The 18,872-nt window shown below is 64.2% G+C and carries 19 protein-coding genes and 1 tRNA gene; 6 read left to right on the top strand and 14 right to left on the bottom strand.

The annotated features are described in order from the left end of the window. Nucleotides 1-262 precede the first annotated feature (262 nt). The 6 genes from PMI38_RS13970 to PMI38_RS13945 all read right to left on the bottom strand — a co-directional run bounded on the left by PMI38_RS13970 (nt 263) and on the right by PMI38_RS13945 (nt 5,660). Nucleotides 263-1,273, bottom strand: a complete 1,011-nt coding sequence (locus PMI38_RS13970; protein ID WP_008095022.1) for a DUF4917 family protein — start codon at nt 1,271-1,273, stop codon at nt 263-265. Between the two features lie 117 nt (nt 1,274-1,390). Further along, nucleotides 1,391-3,091 (bottom strand): SulP family inorganic anion transporter, encoded by a 1,701-nt coding sequence (locus PMI38_RS13965; protein ID WP_008095020.1) that lies wholly within the window; start codon nt 3,089-3,091, stop codon nt 1,391-1,393. A 156-nt stretch (nt 3,092-3,247) separates the two neighbouring features. After that, nucleotides 3,248-3,321 (bottom strand) — tRNA-Gly (locus PMI38_RS13960). Between the two features lie 109 nt (nt 3,322-3,430). Continuing rightward, nucleotides 3,431-4,318, bottom strand: a complete 888-nt coding sequence (locus PMI38_RS13955; RefSeq protein WP_008095018.1) for an alpha/beta fold hydrolase — start codon at nt 4,316-4,318, stop codon at nt 3,431-3,433. Between the two features lie 387 nt (nt 4,319-4,705). Continuing rightward, entirely contained in the window at nt 4,706-5,398 is a 693-nt protein-coding gene (locus tag PMI38_RS13950) for a pseudouridine synthase (protein WP_008095016.1), read from the bottom strand. 43 nt (nt 5,399-5,441) lie between these two features. After that, entirely contained in the window at nt 5,442-5,660 is a 219-nt protein-coding gene (locus PMI38_RS13945) for a cysteine-rich CWC family protein (RefSeq protein WP_008095015.1), read from the bottom strand. A 165-nt stretch (nt 5,661-5,825) separates the two neighbouring features. Here PMI38_RS13945 and PMI38_RS13940 point away from each other — a divergent pair, with 165 nt between their 5' ends. Further along, nucleotides 5,826-6,254, top strand: coding sequence for a hypothetical protein (locus tag PMI38_RS13940; protein WP_008095014.1), 429 nt, complete (start codon nt 5,826-5,828; stop codon nt 6,252-6,254). A gap of 121 nt (nt 6,255-6,375) precedes the next feature. On the opposite strand, the gene PMI38_RS13935 is transcribed toward PMI38_RS13940, so the two are convergent. Continuing rightward, complete coding sequence (locus PMI38_RS13935) at nt 6,376-7,482, bottom strand: enoyl-CoA hydratase/isomerase family protein (protein ID WP_008095013.1); 1,107 nt, start codon at nt 7,480-7,482, stop codon at nt 6,376-6,378. A 126-nt stretch (nt 7,483-7,608) separates the two neighbouring features. On the opposite strand from PMI38_RS13935, the gene ung reads away from it, so the two are divergent. Continuing rightward, nucleotides 7,609-8,301 carry a uracil-DNA glycosylase gene (gene ung / locus PMI38_RS13930; protein ID WP_008095012.1) on the top strand — a complete coding sequence of 231 codons (693 nt, stop codon included), beginning with the start codon at nt 7,609-7,611 and terminating at the stop codon, nt 8,299-8,301. A gap of 105 nt (nt 8,302-8,406) precedes the next feature. Here ung and PMI38_RS13925 read toward each other — a convergent pair whose 3' ends face one another. The 5 genes from PMI38_RS13925 to PMI38_RS13905 all read right to left on the bottom strand — a co-directional run bounded on the left by PMI38_RS13925 (nt 8,407) and on the right by PMI38_RS13905 (nt 13,863). Further along, nucleotides 8,407-9,438 carry an AbrB family transcriptional regulator gene (locus PMI38_RS13925; protein WP_008095009.1) on the bottom strand — a complete coding sequence of 344 codons (1,032 nt, stop codon included), beginning with the start codon at nt 9,436-9,438 and terminating at the stop codon, nt 8,407-8,409. Then, nucleotides 9,431-10,945 (bottom strand): tripartite tricarboxylate transporter permease, encoded by a 1,515-nt coding sequence (locus tag PMI38_RS13920; RefSeq protein WP_008095007.1) that lies wholly within the window; start codon nt 10,943-10,945, stop codon nt 9,431-9,433. The genes PMI38_RS13925 and PMI38_RS13920 overlap by 8 nt, the downstream gene beginning before the upstream one ends. A 3-nt stretch (nt 10,946-10,948) precedes the next feature. Then, nucleotides 10,949-11,407: a tripartite tricarboxylate transporter TctB family protein gene (locus PMI38_RS13915; protein WP_008095005.1), complete on the bottom strand. Its 459-nt coding sequence runs from the start codon at nt 11,405-11,407 to the stop codon at nt 10,949-10,951. Nucleotides 11,408-11,548: 141 nt separating this feature from the next. After that, nucleotides 11,549-12,529, bottom strand: coding sequence for a Bug family tripartite tricarboxylate transporter substrate binding protein (locus PMI38_RS13910; protein WP_008095004.1), 981 nt, complete (start codon nt 12,527-12,529; stop codon nt 11,549-11,551). Between the two features lie 44 nt (nt 12,530-12,573). Further along, nucleotides 12,574-13,863 carry an OprD family porin gene (locus PMI38_RS13905; protein ID WP_008095002.1) on the bottom strand — a complete coding sequence of 430 codons (1,290 nt, stop codon included), beginning with the start codon at nt 13,861-13,863 and terminating at the stop codon, nt 12,574-12,576. A 200-nt stretch (nt 13,864-14,063) separates the two neighbouring features. Here PMI38_RS13905 and PMI38_RS13900 point away from each other — a divergent pair, with 200 nt between their 5' ends. Beyond that, a complete protein-coding gene (locus PMI38_RS13900; RefSeq protein WP_008095000.1) occupies nt 14,064-14,735 on the top strand; it encodes a response regulator in 672 nt (223 codons plus the stop codon). Beyond that, entirely contained in the window at nt 14,728-16,107 is a 1,380-nt protein-coding gene (locus PMI38_RS13895; RefSeq protein ID WP_008094998.1) for a sensor histidine kinase, read from the top strand. Before PMI38_RS13900 ends, PMI38_RS13895 begins: the two co-directional genes overlap by 8 nt. 129 nt (nt 16,108-16,236) lie before the next feature. On the opposite strand, the gene PMI38_RS13890 is transcribed toward PMI38_RS13895, so the two are convergent. Further along, on the bottom strand, nt 16,237-17,043 hold the full coding sequence (locus PMI38_RS13890) for an HDOD domain-containing protein (RefSeq protein ID WP_008094996.1): 807 nt from the start codon (nt 17,041-17,043) through the stop codon (nt 16,237-16,239). Between the two features lie 31 nt (nt 17,044-17,074). Further along, nucleotides 17,075-18,016 carry a CAF17-like 4Fe-4S cluster assembly/insertion protein YgfZ gene (gene ygfZ, locus PMI38_RS13885; protein ID WP_008094994.1) on the bottom strand — a complete coding sequence of 314 codons (942 nt, stop codon included), beginning with the start codon at nt 18,014-18,016 and terminating at the stop codon, nt 17,075-17,077. Between the two features lie 133 nt (nt 18,017-18,149). Between ygfZ and PMI38_RS13880 the strand changes: the two genes are divergently transcribed. Together PMI38_RS13880 and PMI38_RS27535 are read left to right on the top strand one after the other, a co-directional pair. Continuing rightward, complete coding sequence (locus PMI38_RS13880) at nt 18,150-18,404, top strand: FAD assembly factor SdhE (protein ID WP_008094993.1); 255 nt, start codon at nt 18,150-18,152, stop codon at nt 18,402-18,404. Beyond that, entirely contained in the window at nt 18,388-18,846 is a 459-nt protein-coding gene (locus PMI38_RS27535; RefSeq protein ID WP_081502540.1) for a protein YgfX, read from the top strand. Before PMI38_RS13880 ends, PMI38_RS27535 begins: the two co-directional genes overlap by 17 nt. The last annotated feature ends 26 nt before the right edge of the window (nt 18,847-18,872 follow it).

The raw sequence follows: 18,872 nt of genomic DNA, 5'->3' as shown, positions 1-18,872 counted from the left end.
GAGCGCCGCCCGCGCGGCGCATCGCGAGCAAGCTCGCTCCTACATTTGTTGCAACGTGCCTATGTCTGATAGGCCATGGTTGATTGCCTTGTGAGTACGACGCGATTCTTCGGCGGGCGCCAAAAAGCGGACAACCATGGCCTGACAGACCATGGCACGTTGCAAAAAATGTAGGAGCGAGCTTGCTCGCGATGCGCCGCGCGGGCGGCGCTCGATCTCAAGAGCGCCAAAAGCCTCAAGGCGAGCCTTTCGCGGCGTTATTTCAACCGCGCCCGCGTGTCACATCAATGGCCATCGCCAGCATGCCCAGCGGATGGCTACTCGCATCGAAGAAATGCAGCTCGGTCGCCGGCAGACCCGCAAACCGCTCAACGAAATGCCGTTTCTGATTGATCACCGACGCCTCGCCCAGCGGCCGGATGGCAATCGTCAGATGCGCCGGCTGTGCCTGGCGAACGGCCTCAAACAAGTGCTGATCACTCGCATCCAGATGCTGCCCGAACAGGCATAACCCCTCGCGCTCCTGCGCCAACTGCCCCAGGCACCAACCCAGGTAATCCGAGTTGCGAATTGCCCGCAGTTTCTCTTCACTGCGGTCCTCGTTGACGAACAGCGGCACCTCACCCGGAATGTTCACCGCAAAGCCGTCGAGCAGCTCGGCACTGTCGGCGCTGCGCAGGCGGGTGGTGCCATCGGGCAGCTTGAGCAGGTGCAGGCCGCCATGCAGGTGCAGGACGCGGGTGCCTTCGCTGCGGGTGCGACGCACGTCGAAGAAGCCCTGTTCGTCGAACAGGTCGGCGAAGCCTTGCGGGTCATGCTGCACGGCCCACGGCAGGATCAGGTCGTAGTTGCTGGTGTAGACGCTGCGGTAGCCGCGCAGGGCCTGGTTGATCGACGCCAGGCTAGCCGCCGGCATCAGCGACCAGGGCAGGTGCACGGTGCGTATGGCGTGAATCAGGCCTTCCTTGATCGAGTAGTAGCGGTTCAGCGGCGCGGTGGAGTTGATCGCCAGGGCCGCGTTGGCGCGCACGGTATGGTTGAGGGTGCTCAGTACAGGCTCGAACAGCTCCGTGCCCAGGGACTTGAACAAGGCCTGGTCGCTGATCGCCAGGCCTTTCTTGCGACCGGCGCGCTGGGCTTCTTCGAACAGCGAGAAGTAGCCGAAAGGCTTCCACAGCGCACGGCTGGCGCCGTTGCCCAGCAGCAGGGCGTCGCAGGGATGGCGCTGGGCGAGGTCCGGCCAGGTGGCGAGGTAGGCGTCGAGTGCAGGCATGCTGGGTCCATTCGGTGGGGCGGGAAACGGGGGCGACTTTAGCATGTCGTGCAAGATGCGCGGGCTGCTGTTCGGTCAACAGCCAACTTCGACGAGCCCGCGCACCGGTCCTCTTCTTTATTCCGCCACTGGCCCTTTGCGATTCCTGTTACGCCACACCCGATACGCCCGAATCCCCGCCCGTACCGAGCCGAACAGCAATTTCTCCTCCATTTCCCGCGCCATCCCGGAGCGCACCAGCATGCGCAGGAAGTTGCCCCGGGCACGGGCGATGGCGAAGTAGATCCCTTGCGCCGCCAGGGTGTCGCGTACCTCGCGCAAGGCCGCAATGCCGCTGACGTCGATGCTGCTCACCGCCTCGGCATCGAACAGCACGGCCTGGGGTTTGGCCTGGCTCTGCACGGCTTCGAGCAGGCGCATCTTGAAGTAGTCGGCGTTGAAGAACAGGATCGCGTCGTCGAAGCGGTACACCACCAGGCCTGGGACGGTACGGGCTTCCTTGTGCTTGCGGATGTCCACCTGGCCCTCGATGCCCGGCAGCCAGCCCAGCACCGCGTCGGTGGGCTGGTAGATGCTGTACAGCAAGCGCAGGATCGCCAGGGTCACGGCCACCATGATGCCCGGCAGCACGCCCAGCCCGAGCACGCCGACCGTGGTCAGCAGGCATAGCCAGAACTCGAAGCGGCTCAGGCGCCGGATGCGCCCCAGCGATCTGATATCGATCAGACCCCAGCCGGCCATCAGCAACACCGCGCCTAGCGCCGCCTGTGGGATCCACGCCATGGGCGCGGTGAAGAACAGCAGGATCATCGCGATCACCAGTGCGGCGATGATGCCCACCAGTTGGCTCTTGCCACCGACCATGTCATTGACCGCAGTACGCGAGTCGGCGCCACTGATGGCAAACCCCTGGGAAATGCCGGCGGCCAGGTTGCTCACGCCCAAGGCGACGAACTCATGGTTGGCATTGATCGCGTAACCGTGGCGCGCGGCGAAGCTGCGCGCCGTGAGCATGGCGCTGCAGAAGCTGACGGTAGCGATACCCAGGGCATCGCGCAGCAGGCTCTTGGTTTCCGCGAGGTTGCTCTGTGGCCAGGCCAGTTGCGGGATGCCAGCCGGTACGGGACCGAGGATGGCAACGCCAAGGCGGTCCAGGCCGAGCAGGCCCACTAATGCGGTGAACACGGCTACGGTGACCAATGCGGCGGGCAGGCGTGGGAAGCGCCGTGGTAGCCAGATCAGCAGGGCTAGCCCGGCTCCGCCGATGGCCAGGGTGAGCCAGTGGATTTCGCCCAGCCGCTGGACGAAGTTGAGCAGGCTGAGAATGAAGCCGTCACCTTCGATCCTGAACCCCACCACCTTGGACAACTGCCCGGCGATCAGGCTCAGACCGATACCGTTGAGGTAGCCGATCAGGATCGGCCGCGAGAAGAAGCTGGCAATGAACCCGGCACGCGCCAGCCCGGCGCCAATCAGCATCACGCCCACCAGCACGGTGACGATCACTGCCAATTCGGCGGTCCGCTGCGGGTCGCCCATGGCCAGCGGTGCCACGGCACCGGCGATCATCGCGCAGGTGGCGGCGTCAGGGCCGACCATCAGTTGCCGCGAGCTACCGACCAGGGCATAGATGATCATGGGCAGCACACAGGCATACAGTCCGTACTGGGGTGGAAGGCCGACGATCTGTGCGTAGGCGATGGCGATGGGGATCTGGATGGCGGCTACCGACAAGCCGGCCTGCAGGTCGGCGTGGAACCACTCGCGGCGGTAATGAAGCAGGTTGGCAAGGCCAGGGAGCCAGCGTGACAGAAACATGCTCAGTCCTTTCGATATGTCTCGCGAAATGCATTGAGCATATGCGCTGCAAGTCGAGCTGCTGGCAAGTGAGCCAAGTCATGAAAACGAAAAAAGGAGCCAAGGCTCCTTTTGACAGCGATGACGTTGCTGGAACGCCATGCGGGGAATGCGGTGTGGAGCGGGTAGAGGGAATCGAACCCTCGTCGGAAGCTTGGGAAGCTACTGTTCTACCATTAAACTATACCCGCGTCTGCGCTCGACTTTTTACCAGAACCCTCATCGAATTAGAAGCCCCAGTTATAAAAAGGCTGTCGGCGCCCTTCGCCTGCGGGTGGTGGCTACAGGACGCCGATTCACTCAGATAGCCCATGCATGTTGCCCTTGGGCAGTGTACGGGTTGCGCGGCCGCGGCTCGCGCACGGTGGGTTTGAGGAAGTCGAGCAGTGCGCTGCGGGTGTCCTCGCAGGCCGTCTTGTTCTCCATGTCGAGGAAGTGGCCCGCATCACGGATCACCGTGAAGTGGCTCTTGTCGACATGCCGACCGAACTGCCGGGCGTCTTCAGCGGTGGTGTACTCGTCACGGTCGCCGTTGATGAACAGCACCGGGATGTCGATGTTGCGCGCGCCCTTGAGCGCCCGTTCCAGGTCATGTTGCAGCACTTCGTTGATGTGGAAGTGCATCTGCGCATACTCATGGCTGTCCAGGCCGCTCACGTGGCGGTAGTTGAAGCGTTTGAACAGCGATGGCAGGTGCTTGCCGATGGTGTCGTTGACCAGGTTGCCGACCTGGTAGCGATCGCAGGCCGCCAGGTACCGGCTGCCACGGTCGAGGTAGTCGCGCATCGGTTCGTTGATCACCGGCGAGAACGAACTGACCACCGCCTTCTTCACCCGACGCGGCTGGTGCGCCAGCGCCAGCAGCGTGCCCGCACCGCCCCAGGAGAACGACATCACGTGGTCGGCCTGGAAGTGCTCGATCAGCTCAAGGAGGATATGCGCCTCGGTCTCCTTGCTGATAAAGCGTTCCTGGCGGTTGTGCGGCTTGGACTTGCCAGCGTAGGGCTGGTCGTACAGCACGACGTTGAATTGCGGGTGCAGGTTACGCACCGTCTGGGCGAACGAGGCCGTGGTGGCCAGCGAACCATTGATCAGGATGATCGTTTTCTCGGCCGCATCCGCGCGATAGAACTCCGTGTAAACCCGATACTGACCTTGGATATCAAGTACAGCGATTTCTGGCCTCATGTCATCGACTCCTGGCGCAAAAAGGGTATTCGCGTCACCTAGGGTGCACGTTCAATATGACAGGTAGGCATTTGCCTGAAGAAAAACCGGGGGCCCTGTGTCGATCCTTCGTACACGTGTCGACGGTATTGTTTTAGGCGGGCAATTCACCGTGCCCCAAGGCATCTAGGCATTGGGTAGCCGGCGAAAAGGTGTCTTCGACTGCAAATGTGACTCATGAGTCACGCACAGACTGACGAGTTAGGATTCAAGCAGTGGGTTGGGGTTCTCGCAAGTGCCGTTGGCGCAAATATGTGACTTTTGCCGCTGGGTGGTCGTATGACGACGCTGCGCTGTCTGTTCCGGCCCTTTCGCCGGCAAGCCGGCGATGAGGCCCGCCCCGACAACCTAGACCGTGGCGATCTCATCACCCGTCAATGCCCTGAACTCCCCCGGCGCCAACCGCGGATCCAGCTGAATCGCCCCCATGCTTTCCCGGTGCAACCCCACCACCTTGTTGTCGAAGTGCCCGAACATGCGCTTGACCTGGTGATAACGCCCCTCGACGATCGCCAACCGCGCCTGGCGCGGGCCCAGGATGTCGAGCTGGGCGGGCAGGGTGGTGAGGTCTTCGAAGGCGAAGTAGAAGCCCTCGCGAAATTTGGCGACATAGTGATCGCCGATTTCGTCCTCGGTTTCCACCAGATAATGCTTGGGCAGCTTGGTGGTCGGTTGGGTCAGGCGCCGTGACCACTGGCCATCATTGGTCAGGATCAGCAGGCCGGTAGTGTTGTAGTCCAGCCGTCCGGCGATGTGCAGGTCCTCACGTAGCTCGGCGGGCAACAGGTCCAGCACCGTGCGATGCTGCGGGTCCTGGGTGGCGCTCACGCAGCCGGCCGGTTTGTGCAGCATCAGATAGCGCGCTGGGCGGCCCGCCTGGAGCAACTGATCGTCCACTTCGACACAGCTGAATTCGCGCACCTCGGCCTGCGGGTCGGTGACCACCTTGGCGTCCACGCGCACGCGGCGCTGCACCAGCAGCAGGCGCACTTGCTGGCGGTTATAGCAGGGCAGGTTGGCGAGGAAGCGGTCGAGGCGCATGGTGGCAAGGCAGTTGGACGATGGGCGCGCAGTCTAGCGTTTTTTACCCTTGATCGCTGGATGTTTGCTGAAGTTGATCCAGCACCTGGGCACAGCGCGGGCACAGGCAGGCCTTGTCGCGCAGCTCGACAGGCAGGGCCTGCAGGACCGCAGGGGCGATGGCCACGGCATAGCACCAGCACGCTTGCGTGGCGCTGCGCGGGTCGGCCAGGGCGCACTGGTTGAGGGCGCCACAGGCGGGGCAGTGCTGTTGGTCAATCATGGTCATTTCCGGGCTGCAGTCATTAAGTGAGTCGAGCTGTTTCCAATTGTTGCAGAAATGGCACTGCACCTTGGCGCAACGGTCTTATTCAGTGTCGACGAACGCTTTTCAGTCGACGCTCGCCAGCGCCGCTGTTCGGGCACCCCAGCGGTCCAGGAGGCCGCCATGTCCTATCGAATGCTGTTGGTAGCCCTGTCGGGGCTGATGACTTGCGCGTGCGTACCCTACTACGAAGGCGGCAGCTATTATCGCTCGGACTACTACACCAGCGATCGCTACGTGTCGCCGGGCTACTACCGTTACGACCGGTACTATGTAACGCCACAACCGCGCTACTACTACCAGACGGCACCGCGTTACTACCAGCCTGCACCGCGTTACTACCGGCCGGCGCCCGTGCCGCATTACAAACCCTACCCGCAGCCGGGCATGAACCAGTGGCACGGCAATCCGCGTTACGACTATGGCAATCGCCAGCGTTATGACTATGGGCGCGATCGCGATCGTCACGACTATCGCAATGGCAGCCAGCGTTATCCGAATGACCGCTGGCATTCCAACGGGCGCGGAGGGGGGCGCAACTGGCAGCGGTGAGGGTTCTGGCCTCATCGCCGGCAAGCCGGCTCCCACAGGAAAATCACCGCATTCAAAAGCTGCGCGGTCCCTGTGGGAGCCGGCTTGCCGGCGATAGGGCCAGTCCTGCAAAGCAGTCCAATCAGGCCAGGTCTGCCAAGGGATGCCGCCCTTCCCACACTTTCACGAAATGCGCCTCGACCACCGCCGCCGGCACTTGCGCCACATCCGGCCAGTGCCAGTGTGGCTGGTTGTCCTTGTCGAGCAAGCGGGCGCGCACGCCTTCTCTGAACTCGGGATGACGGCAGCAATTGAGGCTCATGCTGTACTCCATCTGGAATACCTGCGCCAGTGACAGGTGCCGGGCCCGGCGTATCTGCTCCCAGACCAGGTGCGCAGTCAGCGGGCAGCCCTCGTGCAGGCGTTCGCCCGCGGCGGCAAGGAGAGGGTCACTGTGATGCTTCAAGCCTTCCAGTGCATGCCATGCAGCGGCTGGGTCGGCGACATCGAGCAGTTCGTCGATCACCCGACGCCGAGGTAGCCATTGCGCCTGCGGCAGCTCTTCACTGGCCCGATGCTGCTCGGCCTTGAGCAGGCTGTTGAGCTGCAAGTCGGTCTGCTCCTGCCAGTTCAGTTGCAGCAGGTCGTCGATCAGGTCTTCCTGCTGGTGCTCGCCGAAGAATCGATCAGCCAGGTCGAGATCAAGCGCATCGCGGGCATTGATCGGCGCACCGGTCAGCCCGAAAAACAGCCCCAGCTTTCCCGGCAGGCGAGCGAGGAACCAGCTGGCGCCGACGTCGGGGTAAAGGCCGATGCTGATTTCAGGCATCGCCAGCCGGCTGCTGGGCGTGACGATGCGTACGCTGGCCCCTTGCAACAGCCCCATGCCGCCTCCCAGCACATGTCCGTGCCCCCAGCACAGTAGCGGCTTGGGGTAGGTATGCAGCAGATAGTCGAGGCGATACTCGGCGGCGAAAAAGGTGGCCGCCAGCGGCGGTACGCTGCCTGGGTGGTTACGGCAGGCCTGGGCCAGGGCCCGGACGTCGCCCCCGGCACAGAACGCTTTCGCGCCGTTGCCACGCAGCAGCACGCAGACCACGCCGGGGTCGCGGGCCCATTCGTGCAGCTGTTCGCCGAGCACTTCGATCATCGGCAGGTTGAGGGCATTGAGGGCCTTGGGAGCATCCAGGGTGGCAACGCCGATGCGGGCGCCATCGACGCCGGTGAGTACCTCGCAATGAATGGACATGGACTACCTCGCGCAAGTCATCACCCTAGTATGGCCTGCGTGGCCAATCATGCCGGTCGTCGGTCGGATCGATTGACAAGGGTGGATGGCTTACCTAGTGTCGCGCCATTGTTTACGGATGGCCCCATGACTGACGACGATCGCATCAAACTCGAACCCGGCTGGAAGGCTGCACTGCGCGCCGAGTTCGACCAGCCCTACATGCACCAGCTGCGCGAATTCCTGCGCGAGGAATACGCAGCCGGCAAAGAGATCTACCCGCCGGGGCCGATGATTTTCAACGCGCTCAACTCCACGCCGCTGCAGCAGGTGAAGGTGGTGATCCTCGGCCAGGACCCGTATCACGGCCCCGGCCAGGCCCATGGGCTGTGCTTCTCGGTGCAGCCGGGCGTGGCGACGCCGCCTTCGCTGGTGAACATCTACAAGGAGCTGCAGCGCGACCTGAACATTCCCATCGCCAGCCATGGCTACCTGCAGAGCTGGGCCGAGCAGGGCGTGTTGTTGCTCAACACGACCATGACCGTCGAGCGCGCCAATGCCGCTTCGCATGCCAAGAAGGGATGGGAGTTCTTTACCGACCGGGTTATCCAGGTGGTCAGCGAGCAGTGCCCGAACGTGGTGTTCCTGCTGTGGGGCGCGCATGCCCAGAGCAAGCAGAAGCTGATCGATGGCACCAAGCACCTGGTGCTGAAGTCGGTGCATCCTTCGCCGTTGTCGGCTTACCGCGGGTTCCTTGGCTGTGGGCACTTCAGCCGGGCCAATGGTTTCCTGGAGCAGCGTGGGCTGGCGCCGATCAATTGGGCGTTGCCGCCGCTTTAGGGGTGGCCCTGTCGCCGGCAAGCCGGCTCCCACATGAACCCCACCGCTCTCAAGGGCAGTGCGGTCCCTGTGGGAGCCGGCTTGCCGGCGATGAAGGCGCCACGATTACTGCTGATCAGCGTTCCACAGCCTGAACAGCGGCTCCGCCAGAAACAGCACGAACAACAGCCGCATCACCTGCAGCGCCGTCACCAGCGGCACCGACAATTGCAAGGTCTCCGCCGTCAGGCTCATCTCGGCGATGCCGCCTGGCATCATGCCCAAGGTCAGCGAACGCAGGTCCAGCCCCGTCATCACGCTCAACCCCCAAGCCGCGCCGCCGGCAATCAGCATGCACAACGCCGTGGCCACCAACGTGCGCCCGAGGAACGACGGTGCCCGCCGAAAGAACGCGCGGTTGAAGTGGCAGGCCAGCCCGCTGCCGATCAACCATTGGCCGATCTGGCTGGCACCATTGGGCAGGGCGATCTGCAGGTTGGCCGTCAGGCTCACCGCAGCCGCCACCAGCAAGGGCCCGAACAGCCAGGGGTTGGGTTGACGCAAGCGTTGCCAGATAAAGCCGACCGCCACACCCACGGGCACGATCAACGCCAGCCAACCCCAGCTGACACTGCCGGCGTGATTCAGGGCGACACCGTCACCGATCAGAAACTTGAACAGCGCCGGCACACACAGCACCACTGCCAGCACGCGCAAGCTCTGCGCCGCCGCCACCTGGCTGAGCACCGCGCCATTGCGCGCACCGAGGTTGACCATCTCCCCCGAACCGCCAGGCATGCTGGCGAAAAACGCCGTGGCTCGGTCTTCACCCGTGCGCCGCAGCAGCCACACGCCGATCACGCTGGAAAGGGTGGTGAACAGGGCTGCGCAGATGATCAGCACGAGGTGGCTGGCCACCTGTTCGATCACTGCCGGGGTGAAGTGCAGGCCGATGCCCAGGCCGATGATGCATTGCCCGCATTTGCGGCCATGGGGGATTTCCGTCAGCTGCCAGGGCGTCAGGCAACGCACCAGGATGATCGCCAGCAGCGAGCCGACCATCCACGGCAAAGGCCAGCCGACCTTGCTGGCGAGAAACCCGCCCGCAAGGCCGACCAGCCCGGTTGCCCAGAACAGCTGCAACGACCGATCAGGCATCGGCCAGCGCCCGGCGTTGCAGGCTGCGTTTACGCCAGATGCGCAGCAGTGGCAGGGTGAGCATGCACACCACCAGTGCCCATACGCCCATGCTGATCGGGCTCGACCAGAGAATGCCCAGCTCGCCGTTGGAGATCGACAGCGCGCGGCGCAGGTTCTGCTCCATCAGCCCGCCAAGAATGAAGCCCAGCAGGATCGGCGACAGCGGGAAGTCCAGCTTGCGCAGGATGTAGCCCATGATGCCGATGCCGACCATCAGGAACAGGTCGAAGGTGGTGGCATGCACGGCGTACACGCCGATCCCGGTGATGATCGCGATCACCGGCACCAGCGCCCAGTTCGGCACGGCAAGGATGCGGGTGAAGATGCGGATCATCGGGATGTTCAGGATCACCAGCATGATGTTGGCGATGAACAGCGAGGCGATCAGGCCCCAGACGATGTCCGGTTGCTGTTCGAACAACATCGGCCCCGGGGTGATGTTGTACAGGGTCAGCGCGCCGATCATCACCGCGGTGGTGCCCGAGCCCGGTACACCCAGGGTCAGCATCGGTACCAGGGCGCCGCAGCAGGAGGCGCCGATGGCGGTTTCCGGGGCAGCCAGGCCACGGGCATCGCCCTTGCCGAACTTGCCGCTCTCACCCGCGATGCGTTTCTCGGTCATGTAGGCCACGGCACTGGCCAAGGTAGCGCCGGCACCTGGCAGCACGCCCATGATGAAACCGAGCAGGCCGCAGCGCAGGTTGACCACGAACACCGAGGCCGCTTCCTTGAAGTTGAACAGCATGCGCCCGGTGGCCTTGACCGCCTGGTGGCCATGGTGGGTCTTTTCCAGCAGCAGGAGGATTTCACTGATGGAGAACAGGCCCAGCACCAGCACCACGAACTGGATGCCGTCGGCCAGGTGCACGCTGTCACCGGTGAAGCGGTACACGCCGCTGTTGGCATCGATGCCGACCGCCGACAGGAACAGGCCGATCAGCGCCGCGATGAAGGTCTTCAGCGGTTTGTCGCCGGCCATGCCGCCCAGCGCGACGATGGCGAACACCATCAGCACGAAATACTCCGCCGGGCCAAAGGCGATCGCCCATTTCGCCAGCAGCGGGGCGAACAGCACCATGCCGCAGGTGGCGATGAAGGCGCCGATGAACGAACTCCAGGCCGACAGCGACAGGGCCACACCGGCCAGGCCATTGCGCGCCATCGGGTAGCCGTCGAGGGTGGTCATCACCGTCGAGGCCTCGCCCGGGATGTTCAGCAGGATCGAACTGATCCGCCCACCGTACTCACAGCCCAGGTACACCGCGGCCAGCAGGATCAGTGCCGACTCCGGCGGCAGGCCGAGGGCGAAGGCGATCGGGATCAGCAAGGCCACGCCGTTGATCGGGCCCAGGCCCGGCAGCAGGCCGACCACGGTGCCGATCAGGGTGCCCGAGAGGGCGGTAACCAGGTTGTACGGGCTCAGGGCGACGCCGAAGCCCTGGCCCAGGTAGCTCAAGGTATCCATGTGTCAGTTCTCCAGTACGCTCAGCAGGCCAAGGGGCAGGGGCACATCCATCACGCGGTCGAACAGCCAGTAGAGGAACAGGCTCATGCCCACCACCACGATGGCGCTGTGCAGCCAGCGGCCGCCGTACAGGCGGGCCATGGGGATGCCGACCAGGGTCGCGCTGAGGATGAAGCCCAAGGCCTCGAACGTTGCAGCGAAGACGATCAGCAGGCCGATGCAGAACCCGATCTTGGTCAGGGTTTCGCGGTCCAGTTCGGGCTCGTCATCCTTGCGCACGATCGGTGTCGGGCGGATGGCGAGGTAGAGCAGGCCCAGGCTCATCAGGCCGAGCATCAGCAGCGGGTAGGCACGCGGGCCCACCGGTTCGTAGGAAAACGCGGCCTGGTAGGGCCAGGCCATCACGGCCAGGGCGGCGCATACCGCCAGCAGAGCCAGGGCGAAGAAGCGTTGCAGGATCATTGGCAAATCCTCGTAGGATGCGGACCCTGTGGGAGCGGGCTTGCCCCGCGAACACCGGCATAGCCGGTGCCATGCACCGCGGTGCCCTCTTCGCGGGACAAGCCCGCTCCCACAAGGATCAGTGACAGCTAGCTGAGCGGCTTACTGGATCAGGCCAAATTCCTTGGCCAGCGCCTTGTAGTCGGCCACCTGCTTCTTCACATAGCCGTCCAGCTCTGCACCGGTCATGGCGAACGGGAACAGCTCGCGCTGGTCACGCAGCTTGGCGAAGTCCTCGGAGGCGAGCATCTTGTCGAACGATTCCTTCCACCAGGCGTATTCTTCGTCGCTCACCTTCGGCCCGAGGTAGAAGCCACGCACCACCGGCCAGACGATGTCGTAGCCCTGCTCCTTGGCGGTCGGGATGTCCTTCATCTCCGGCTCGTCCAGGCGGTTTTCCGAGAACACCGCGAGGATGCGCATGTTGCCGCTCTGGATATGCGGCATGGAGTCGGAAATGTCGGTGGAGCCCACCTGGATATGGCCGCCGAGCAGCGCAGTGGCGATTTCGCCGCCGCCTTCCAGAGCCACGTAGCGCAGGTCGCGCGGGTTGATGCCGGCGGCCTTGGCGATCAGTGCGGTCTGCATCCAGTCCTGGCTGCCGACGGTGCCGCCGGAGCCGATCACCACTTTGCTCGGGTCTTTCTTCAGGGCCGCGACCAGGTCATCGAGGGTCTTGTAGGGCGAATCGCTCTTCACCGCGATGGCGCCGTAGCTGGTGCCGACCGCCGCCAGCCATTTCACTGCGTTTTCGTCGAAGCGGCCGAACTTGCCCTGGGCCAGGTTCAGCAGCGAGCCGCTGGACCAGGCCACCAGGGTGCCGGCATCGGCCGGGCGCTGGGCCACCACGGCGTTGTAGGCCACCGCGCCGACACCGCCAGGCATGTAGGTCACACGCATCGGCTTGCTGAGGATCTTCTCCTGCACCAGCGCGCTCTGCACCAGCTTGCAGGTCAGGTCGAAACCGCCGCCGGGCGAAGCCGGGGCGATGCATTCGGGGCGTTTCGGTTCGGCGGCGAGGGCATTGCCGGCCAACAGCAGGCAACCGGTAGCCAGAACGAGGCGGCGCAGTGAAAAGGTCATCGTCTATCTCCGTGAGCGTTGTTGTTATGGGTGACTGCTATTGGCTACCACAGCGCCACGCTGTAACTCACTAGCAGCCGCACTTCGTCGGCGTCGCGAGTGAAGTTGGAACGGAAGGTGGCGTTGCGCAGGCGCACGGCGACGTCTTTCAACGGGCCGCTTTGTACCACGTACTTGAACTCGGTGTTGCGTTCCCATTCCTTGCCCTCGCTGCCATCGGCACGGCTGACGTTGTCGCCGTTGATGTAGCGAGTCATGAAGGTCAGGCCGGGGATACCGAGCGCTGCGAAGTTGTAGTCGTAGCGCGCTTGCCAGGAGCGCTCGTCGGCACCGGCGAAGTCGTTGATCTGGACGAAGTTGACCAGGTACGGGTCGGCGCCATCGACGTAGGGGAAGGCGCTGTCGCCGGACAGGTGCTGGTAGGCGGCGCTGACCTTGTGCCCGCCCAGGGCGTAGCTGAGCATGCCGTTGACGGTGGTGTTGTCGATGTTGCCGGCCTTGGCCGCGCCCTGGTCGTCGCTGACCGCCAGGCGCAGGTCGGCGCCGAAGGTGCCAGGGCCCCAGGGCTGGGTGGCGAGCAGGCCGATGAAGTGCTGGCGGTAGATGTCGTCGAGCTGGGCGAAGTGGTAGCTGCCGGTGAGGCGGTCGGTGAACCTGTAGTCGAGGCCGGCCAGGTCGAGGTTGTCGGCGCTGAAGGTGCCGCCGAAGCGTCCGTTCTTGTTGTTGAGGGCGAGGTCTTCCCAGTTGGTGTCGTCGCGGTCCTTGGCCTTGTCCAGGCGCCCGCCGGTGAAGGTCAGGCCCTTGATCTCCTGGGAGGTGAGCAGGCCGCCCTCGAAGGTTTGCGGCAGGATGCGGCCGTCGTTGGGCTGCAGGGTCGGCAGTTCAGGGATGAGGGTGCCGATCTTCAGCTCGGTCTTCGACACTTTCACCTTGCCGGTCAGGCCGAGCTTGGCGTATTCGTCGGCGGCCTTGCCGTCGTCATGGGTCGGCAACAGGCCGGTGCCGGTGCGGTCGGGGCTGGAGTCGAGCTTGATGCCCAGCATGCCCAGCGCATCCAGGCCGAAGCCGACGTTGCCTTCGGTGTAGCCGGACTCGAAATTGAGCAGAAAGCCCTGGGCCCATTCGTCACGCTTGGATTGCTGCGCGCTGGTGCCATCGCGGAAGTCGCGGTTGAAGTACATGTTGCGGGTTTCGAAGGTCGCCGAGCTGTCTTCGAAGAAGGCGGCCTGGCTCATCGGGGCGACACCGGCAAGTGCCAGGGCACTGGCGATGGCCGAGGGGCGTGCGGACAGGGAACGGGCAGGTGCGAATGCCTGCAGCTGCGATGACAGCATCGGGGTGGCTCCGTTTATTGTTCTTATTCGTTGCACCTTGCTGGTGCTTTTTTTCGGCGCGCGGGGCGACCGTGGTGCGATGCTAGGCAACCAACCTTTCGCTAACCTTTCAGCGTGAAAGGTTTGTCACAAAGGGCTTCAAAGGCCGGGCGACAGCGGTACACTCCGCGCCACCGCCCCACCTGAGCAGGGAGAATCCGATGCGTGTGCTGCTGGTCGAAGACCACCTGCAACTGGCCGAAAGCGTGGCCCAGGCCCTGAAAAGCCATGGCCTGACCGTGGATGTATTGCACGATGGCGTGGCCGCCGACCTGGCCCTGGCCAGCGAGGAGTACGCCGTTGCCGTGCTCGACGTGGGGTTGCCGCGCATGGACGGCTTCGAAGTGCTGGCGCGCTTGCGTGGCCGCGGCAAGACCCTGCCGGTGCTGATGCTGACCGCGCGCAGCGATGTGAAGGACCGTGTGCACGGCCTGAACCTTGGCGCCGACGATTATCTGGCCAAACCCTTCGAGTTGACCGAGCTGGAGGCGCGGGTCAAGGCCCTGCTGCGGCGCAGCGTGCTCGGTGGCGAGCGCCAGCAGCGCTGCGGGCCGTTGGTGTACGACCTCGATACCCGCCGTTTCAGTCTGGGCGAAGACAACCTGACACTGACCTTGCGCGAGCAGAGTGTGCTCGAAGCGCTGATCGCCCGGCCGGGGCGGGTGATGAGCAAGGAGCAATTGGCCGCCCAGGTGTTCGGCCTGGACGAGGAGGCCAGCCCCGACGCCATCGAAATCTACATCCACCGGCTGCGCAAGAAGCTCGACGGTCACCCGGTGGCCATCGTGACCTTCCGTGGCCTGGGCTATCTACTCGAGCATCGCGATGCGTGACAACGGCAGCCTGCGCGGGCGATTGCTGGGCAACCTGGCGCTGCTGCTGGTGGTGCTGATGCTGGCCAGCGGCCTGAGCGCCTACTGGAACGGCCGTGAAGCTGCCGACACCGCCTACGATCGGACCTTGCTGGCTTCGGCCAGGACCATCGCCGCCGGCCTGTCCCAGCGCGACGGCACCCTGAGCGCGGACGTGCCCTACGTGGCGCTGGACACCTTCGCCTACGACAGTGCCGGGCGGATCTACTACCAGGTGCTGGACATCAACCAGAAGCTGATCTCGGGTTACGAGAAGCTGCCACCGCCGCCGCCCGGCACGCCGCGCACCGATGACTACCCGGCGCTGGCGCGTTTCTACAACGCCACTTATCTGGGCCAGGACGTGCGTGTGGTGAGCCTGCTCAAACCCGTGAGCGAGCCGAACATGAATGGCATGGCGGAGATCCGCGTGGCCGAGACCGAGGAAGCGCGGGTGCGCATGGCCCGTGGGCTGATGGCCGACACCTTGCTGCGCCTGGGCATGCTGGCGCTCGGTGCGTTGGTGCTGGTGTCGTTTGCGGTGAGCGCGGCGCTACGTCCCCTGGAGCGCCTGCGCACGGCGGTGGAAGAGCGCCAGCCGGACGACCTGCGGGCGCTGCCGGTGGTGCAGGTGCAGCGGGAACTGGGGCCACTGGTGCGTGCCCTGAACCACTTCACCGAGCGTTTGCGCGAGCAGTTCGAGCGCCAGGCGCAGTTCATCGCCGAGGCTGCCCACGAGTTGCGCACACCGTTGGCGGCGCTCAAGGCACGGGTGGAGCTGGGCTTGCGTTCGCAGCAGCCCGAGGAATGGCGCCAGACTCTGGAGTCCGCGGCTCAAGGTACTGATCGCCTGACTCACCTGGCCAATCAGCTGTTGTCGTTGGCGCGGGTGGAGAACGGTGCCCGCGCGATCGCCGAAGGTGGGGCGCAGCGTCTGGACCTGAGCCAGCTGGCGCGCGAACTGGGCATGGCCATGGCGCCTTTGGCGCACCATCGCGGCGTGGCACTGGCGCTGGAGGCCGAGGCGCCGGTCTGGCTCAAGGGCGAACCGACCTTGCTCAACGAGCTGTTGAGCAATCTGATGGACAATGCCCTGGCGCATACGCCGGCAGGGGGCAATGTGATCCTGCGGGTGCTGGCGCCGGCGGTGCTGGAGGTCGAGGATGATGGGCCGGGCATTCCCGAGGAGGAGCGTGAGCGGGTGTTCGAACGCTTCTATCGGCGTGGCGCCCAGGGTACTGGCCTGGGGTTGGCCATTGTGGGCGAGATCTGTCGCGCTCACCTGGCGCAGATCAGCCTGCATGATGGGGAGAAGGGCGGGTTGAAAGTGCGGGTGAGTTTCATCGCTGATTGATGTGTCGCCTAGGCTGGTCTCTTCGCGGGACAAGCCCGCTCCCACAGGTTCAATGCTGACCTCGGATATTGCGGTGATCTTGTGGGAGCGGGCTTGTCCCGCGAAGAGGCCAGTGCAGGCAGTCCTTGATCAACGCAACATGCTGCGCGCATCCAGCAGCTCACCAATGTCCAGCTCGGTGCCAGGCGGCAACCCCAGGTGCCGATAGGCCGGCAGCGTCCCCAGTGGCCGGTTGCGCCCGCGTTGGCTGAGGCAGCGGGCAATCTGTACCACGTCGATGTAGTCGACCTTGGCCGTGCAGCGATCCAGGTCCTGTATCTGGCTCGGCAGGTTCACCAGCTGCTCGGGAAACTCCCAGGAAGACAGGATCTTGTCGCCCAGCACCGGCTGGATCTGCTCGATCACGTAGTGCAGGCAGACCGGGTCGGAAAGCAGCTCGTTATGCTCCTCGGCATAGATCAGTACCGGCAGCGCGCCAATCTGATTGACCAGCCCGCCCAGGGTGGCCTGGTCGGGTTTGAGCTGGGTATAACGCCGACACAGTTCATAGCTGATGCCCGCCACTTCGAGACTGTTGGCCCAGATATCACGGAGCTTCTGCTCCACTGCGGGCGATCGGGCGTGGAAGATCTGCTCGATCACCAAGCCGATGGCCAGGTTGCAGCTGTAGTTGATACCCAGGCGGGTGATGGCCGTGTGCAGGTCGGTGACCTCGACCGCCGCACGCAACAGCGGACTGTTGACCACTTTGATCAGGCGTGCCGAGAGGGCAGCGTCGCGGCCTATCACTTTGCTCAGGGCGGCAACGCTGATTTCCGTGTCCTCGGCCGCCTCGCGGATACTCAAGGCCACTTCCGGAAGGGTCGGCAGGACCAGGTCGTCGTTGTCGATGGCAGCGAGCAATTGTGCTTGAACCGTCTCGGCCAGCTTGTTCATGAACGTCTCTACCGCAGGGGTGGCATGCTGGTCAGCGCTGGATTTCCCGGTCGCGGTCCAGTTCGTAAGGCAGGCTCAACAGCTGCAGGCGTGGGCCTTGCAGGCTGCCCAGGTGCAGGTTGTCGTCTTCCACTGCGTCGGCGCTCAGTACCGCGAGCAGCTCGCAGCCCTGGCCCGTGCTGGCGGCAATGACAACCTCGCCGACCGAAGAGCCATGGGTGGGCGAGAAGATTTCATCACCCGGTGACGGAATGTCTTGCTGGTCGAGCGCCAGACGGTACTGACGGCGCTTGAGCTTGCCCAGGTACTGCATGCGGGCGACGATTTCCTGGCCGGTGTAGCAGCCTTTCTTGAAGCTCACGCCGTCGACCGCCTGCAGGTTGATCATCTGCGGGATGAACAACTCGCGGGTCGGGCCCATGACCTGGCCGATACCGGCACGGATCTGCCCCAGCAACCAGTCGTTGAGGCTGCCTTCAGGCAAGGCAGTGGCAAGTCTTTCGCGCACGTTCGCGGCGTGGTCCGCCGGCACCCACAGCTCGATGCGACCCTGCGAGACGGCAACCGCGATCAGCCCTTCATGGCGCACGGTGGCGCCCGCGCCAGTCGGCACGTCCAGGCCCAGCGCCTGCAGCGCCGCATTGCCATGCTGCACGCCGAAGCGTACCCAGGCAGCGCTTTCGTCGCTGAGCGTGGCTTTGGAGAACACGGCGTATTTCTTCAGGTCGGCCAGTTGCGCCTCGAGCAGTTCGCTGGCCATGGCCAGCAAGTAGCCGTTGCCTTCGGGGAGAATGCGGAAGCTCGATTGCATGCGGCCCTTGACCATGCAGCGGGCGCCAAGGCTGGCATGCTCGGGGCTGAGGTAGTTGATGTTGCAGGTCAGCTGGCCCTGCAGGAACTTGCCGGCGTCGGAGCCGCGGACGGCGAGGATGCCCTCGTGGGACAGGGGGCTGAAGAAAGCGGAATCGGCCATGGGTCATCGCGGTGGCTAAAGTCTGGCGGCCATCATAGAACGCCGGTAACAAAATAGGTAGGTGACTAGACCAACGCCCGGTGTCGCTCGCGGCTTCGCGCGGTATACTGCCCGACCATTCGAGGAGGGCCCCATGGTCGAACAAACTGAACTCAACCGGCTTTTCTGGCACAGCCGCCGTGGCATGCTGGAACTGGACGTGCTGCTGGTGCCATTCACCCAGGAAGTCTATCCGACCCTGAGCGAAGCCGACCGCGAACTCTACGTTCGCCTGTTGAGCTGCGAGGATCAGGACATGTTCGGCTGGTTCATGGAGCGTACCGAGTCCGAAGACCCGGAGCTGCAGCGCATGGTTCGCATCATCCTGGACCGTGTCCAGCCCAAGTGAGCGTTTCGAGTGCCGTTGGCAGGGTTCGCGCCTGCTGCTGACGGCCTATCTGATCTGCCAGGCGCCGGCGCAGCTGGCCTTGTGGTCGAGTGCGCTGCCCTGGTGGTTTTGTCTTGCCGTTCTGGCAGCTTGTATTGCCCACGCTTGCTGGGCCATTCCCCGACGAATTCTGTTGACTGATCCGCGAGCCGTGACCGGTTTGCGCCGCGATGCGCTTGGCTGGCGGGTGTTCAGCCGTGCGCGCGGTTGGCAGCCGGTGCGGTTGTGTCGGGACAGTGTGGCGTTGCCGGGGTTGGTGGTGTTGCGGTTTGTGCGGCCGGGGTGCTGGTTTGGCGAAAGCCAATGTATTGCCCGGGATGCCCTGGGGGCTGATCAGCATCGGCGGCTGCGGGTAAGGCTCAAATTCAGTCGTCGCAGGTGGGCTGAAGCACCGGTGCGATGATCGGGCACCGAGTTGGCCTCATCGCC

This window comes from Pseudomonas sp. GM84 (assembly GCF_000282535.1).
Classification (GTDB): Bacteria; Pseudomonadota; Gammaproteobacteria; order Pseudomonadales; family Pseudomonadaceae; genus Aquipseudomonas.
The sequence above is the reverse complement of the archived record's forward strand: the minus strand, read 5'-3'. Positions and strand labels throughout refer to the sequence as shown.

What these genes read in the sequence shown, in the direction of transcription:
- PMI38_RS13900 (WP_008095000.1), top strand. Translation starts at nt 14,064, where the DNA reads ATGCGTGTGCTGCTGGTCGAAGACCACCTGCAACTGGCCGAAAGCGTG.
- PMI38_RS13890 (WP_008094996.1), bottom strand. Translation starts at nt 17,043, where the DNA reads ATGAACAAGCTGGCCGAGACGGTTCAAGCACAATTGCTCGCTGCCATC.
- PMI38_RS13965 (WP_008095020.1), bottom strand. Translation starts at nt 3,091, where the DNA reads ATGTTTCTGTCACGCTGGCTCCCTGGCCTTGCCAACCTGCTTCATTAC.
- PMI38_RS13935 (WP_008095013.1), bottom strand. Translation starts at nt 7,482, where the DNA reads ATGTCCATTCATTGCGAGGTACTCACCGGCGTCGATGGCGCCCGCATC.
- PMI38_RS13950 (WP_008095016.1), bottom strand. Translation starts at nt 5,398, where the DNA reads ATGCGCCTCGACCGCTTCCTCGCCAACCTGCCCTGCTATAACCGCCAG.
- PMI38_RS13970 (WP_008095022.1), bottom strand. Translation starts at nt 1,273, where the DNA reads ATGCCTGCACTCGACGCCTACCTCGCCACCTGGCCGGACCTCGCCCAG.
- PMI38_RS13880 (WP_008094993.1), top strand. Translation starts at nt 18,150, where the DNA reads ATGGTCGAACAAACTGAACTCAACCGGCTTTTCTGGCACAGCCGCCGT.
- PMI38_RS13920 (WP_008095007.1), bottom strand. Translation starts at nt 10,945, where the DNA reads ATGGATACCTTGAGCTACCTGGGCCAGGGCTTCGGCGTCGCCCTGAGC.
- PMI38_RS13910 (WP_008095004.1), bottom strand. Translation starts at nt 12,529, where the DNA reads ATGACCTTTTCACTGCGCCGCCTCGTTCTGGCTACCGGTTGCCTGCTG.
- PMI38_RS13940 (WP_008095014.1), top strand. Translation starts at nt 5,826, where the DNA reads ATGTCCTATCGAATGCTGTTGGTAGCCCTGTCGGGGCTGATGACTTGC.
- ygfZ (WP_008094994.1), bottom strand. Translation starts at nt 18,016, where the DNA reads ATGGCCGATTCCGCTTTCTTCAGCCCCCTGTCCCACGAGGGCATCCTC.
- PMI38_RS13915 (WP_008095005.1), bottom strand. Translation starts at nt 11,407, where the DNA reads ATGATCCTGCAACGCTTCTTCGCCCTGGCTCTGCTGGCGGTATGCGCC.
- PMI38_RS13905 (WP_008095002.1), bottom strand. Translation starts at nt 13,863, where the DNA reads ATGCTGTCATCGCAGCTGCAGGCATTCGCACCTGCCCGTTCCCTGTCC.
- PMI38_RS13955 (WP_008095018.1), bottom strand. Translation starts at nt 4,318, where the DNA reads ATGAGGCCAGAAATCGCTGTACTTGATATCCAAGGTCAGTATCGGGTT.
- ung (WP_008095012.1), top strand. Translation starts at nt 7,609, where the DNA reads ATGACTGACGACGATCGCATCAAACTCGAACCCGGCTGGAAGGCTGCA.
- PMI38_RS13895 (WP_008094998.1), top strand. Translation starts at nt 14,728, where the DNA reads ATGCGTGACAACGGCAGCCTGCGCGGGCGATTGCTGGGCAACCTGGCG.
- PMI38_RS13925 (WP_008095009.1), bottom strand. Translation starts at nt 9,438, where the DNA reads ATGCCTGATCGGTCGTTGCAGCTGTTCTGGGCAACCGGGCTGGTCGGC.
- PMI38_RS13945 (WP_008095015.1), bottom strand. Translation starts at nt 5,660, where the DNA reads ATGATTGACCAACAGCACTGCCCCGCCTGTGGCGCCCTCAACCAGTGC.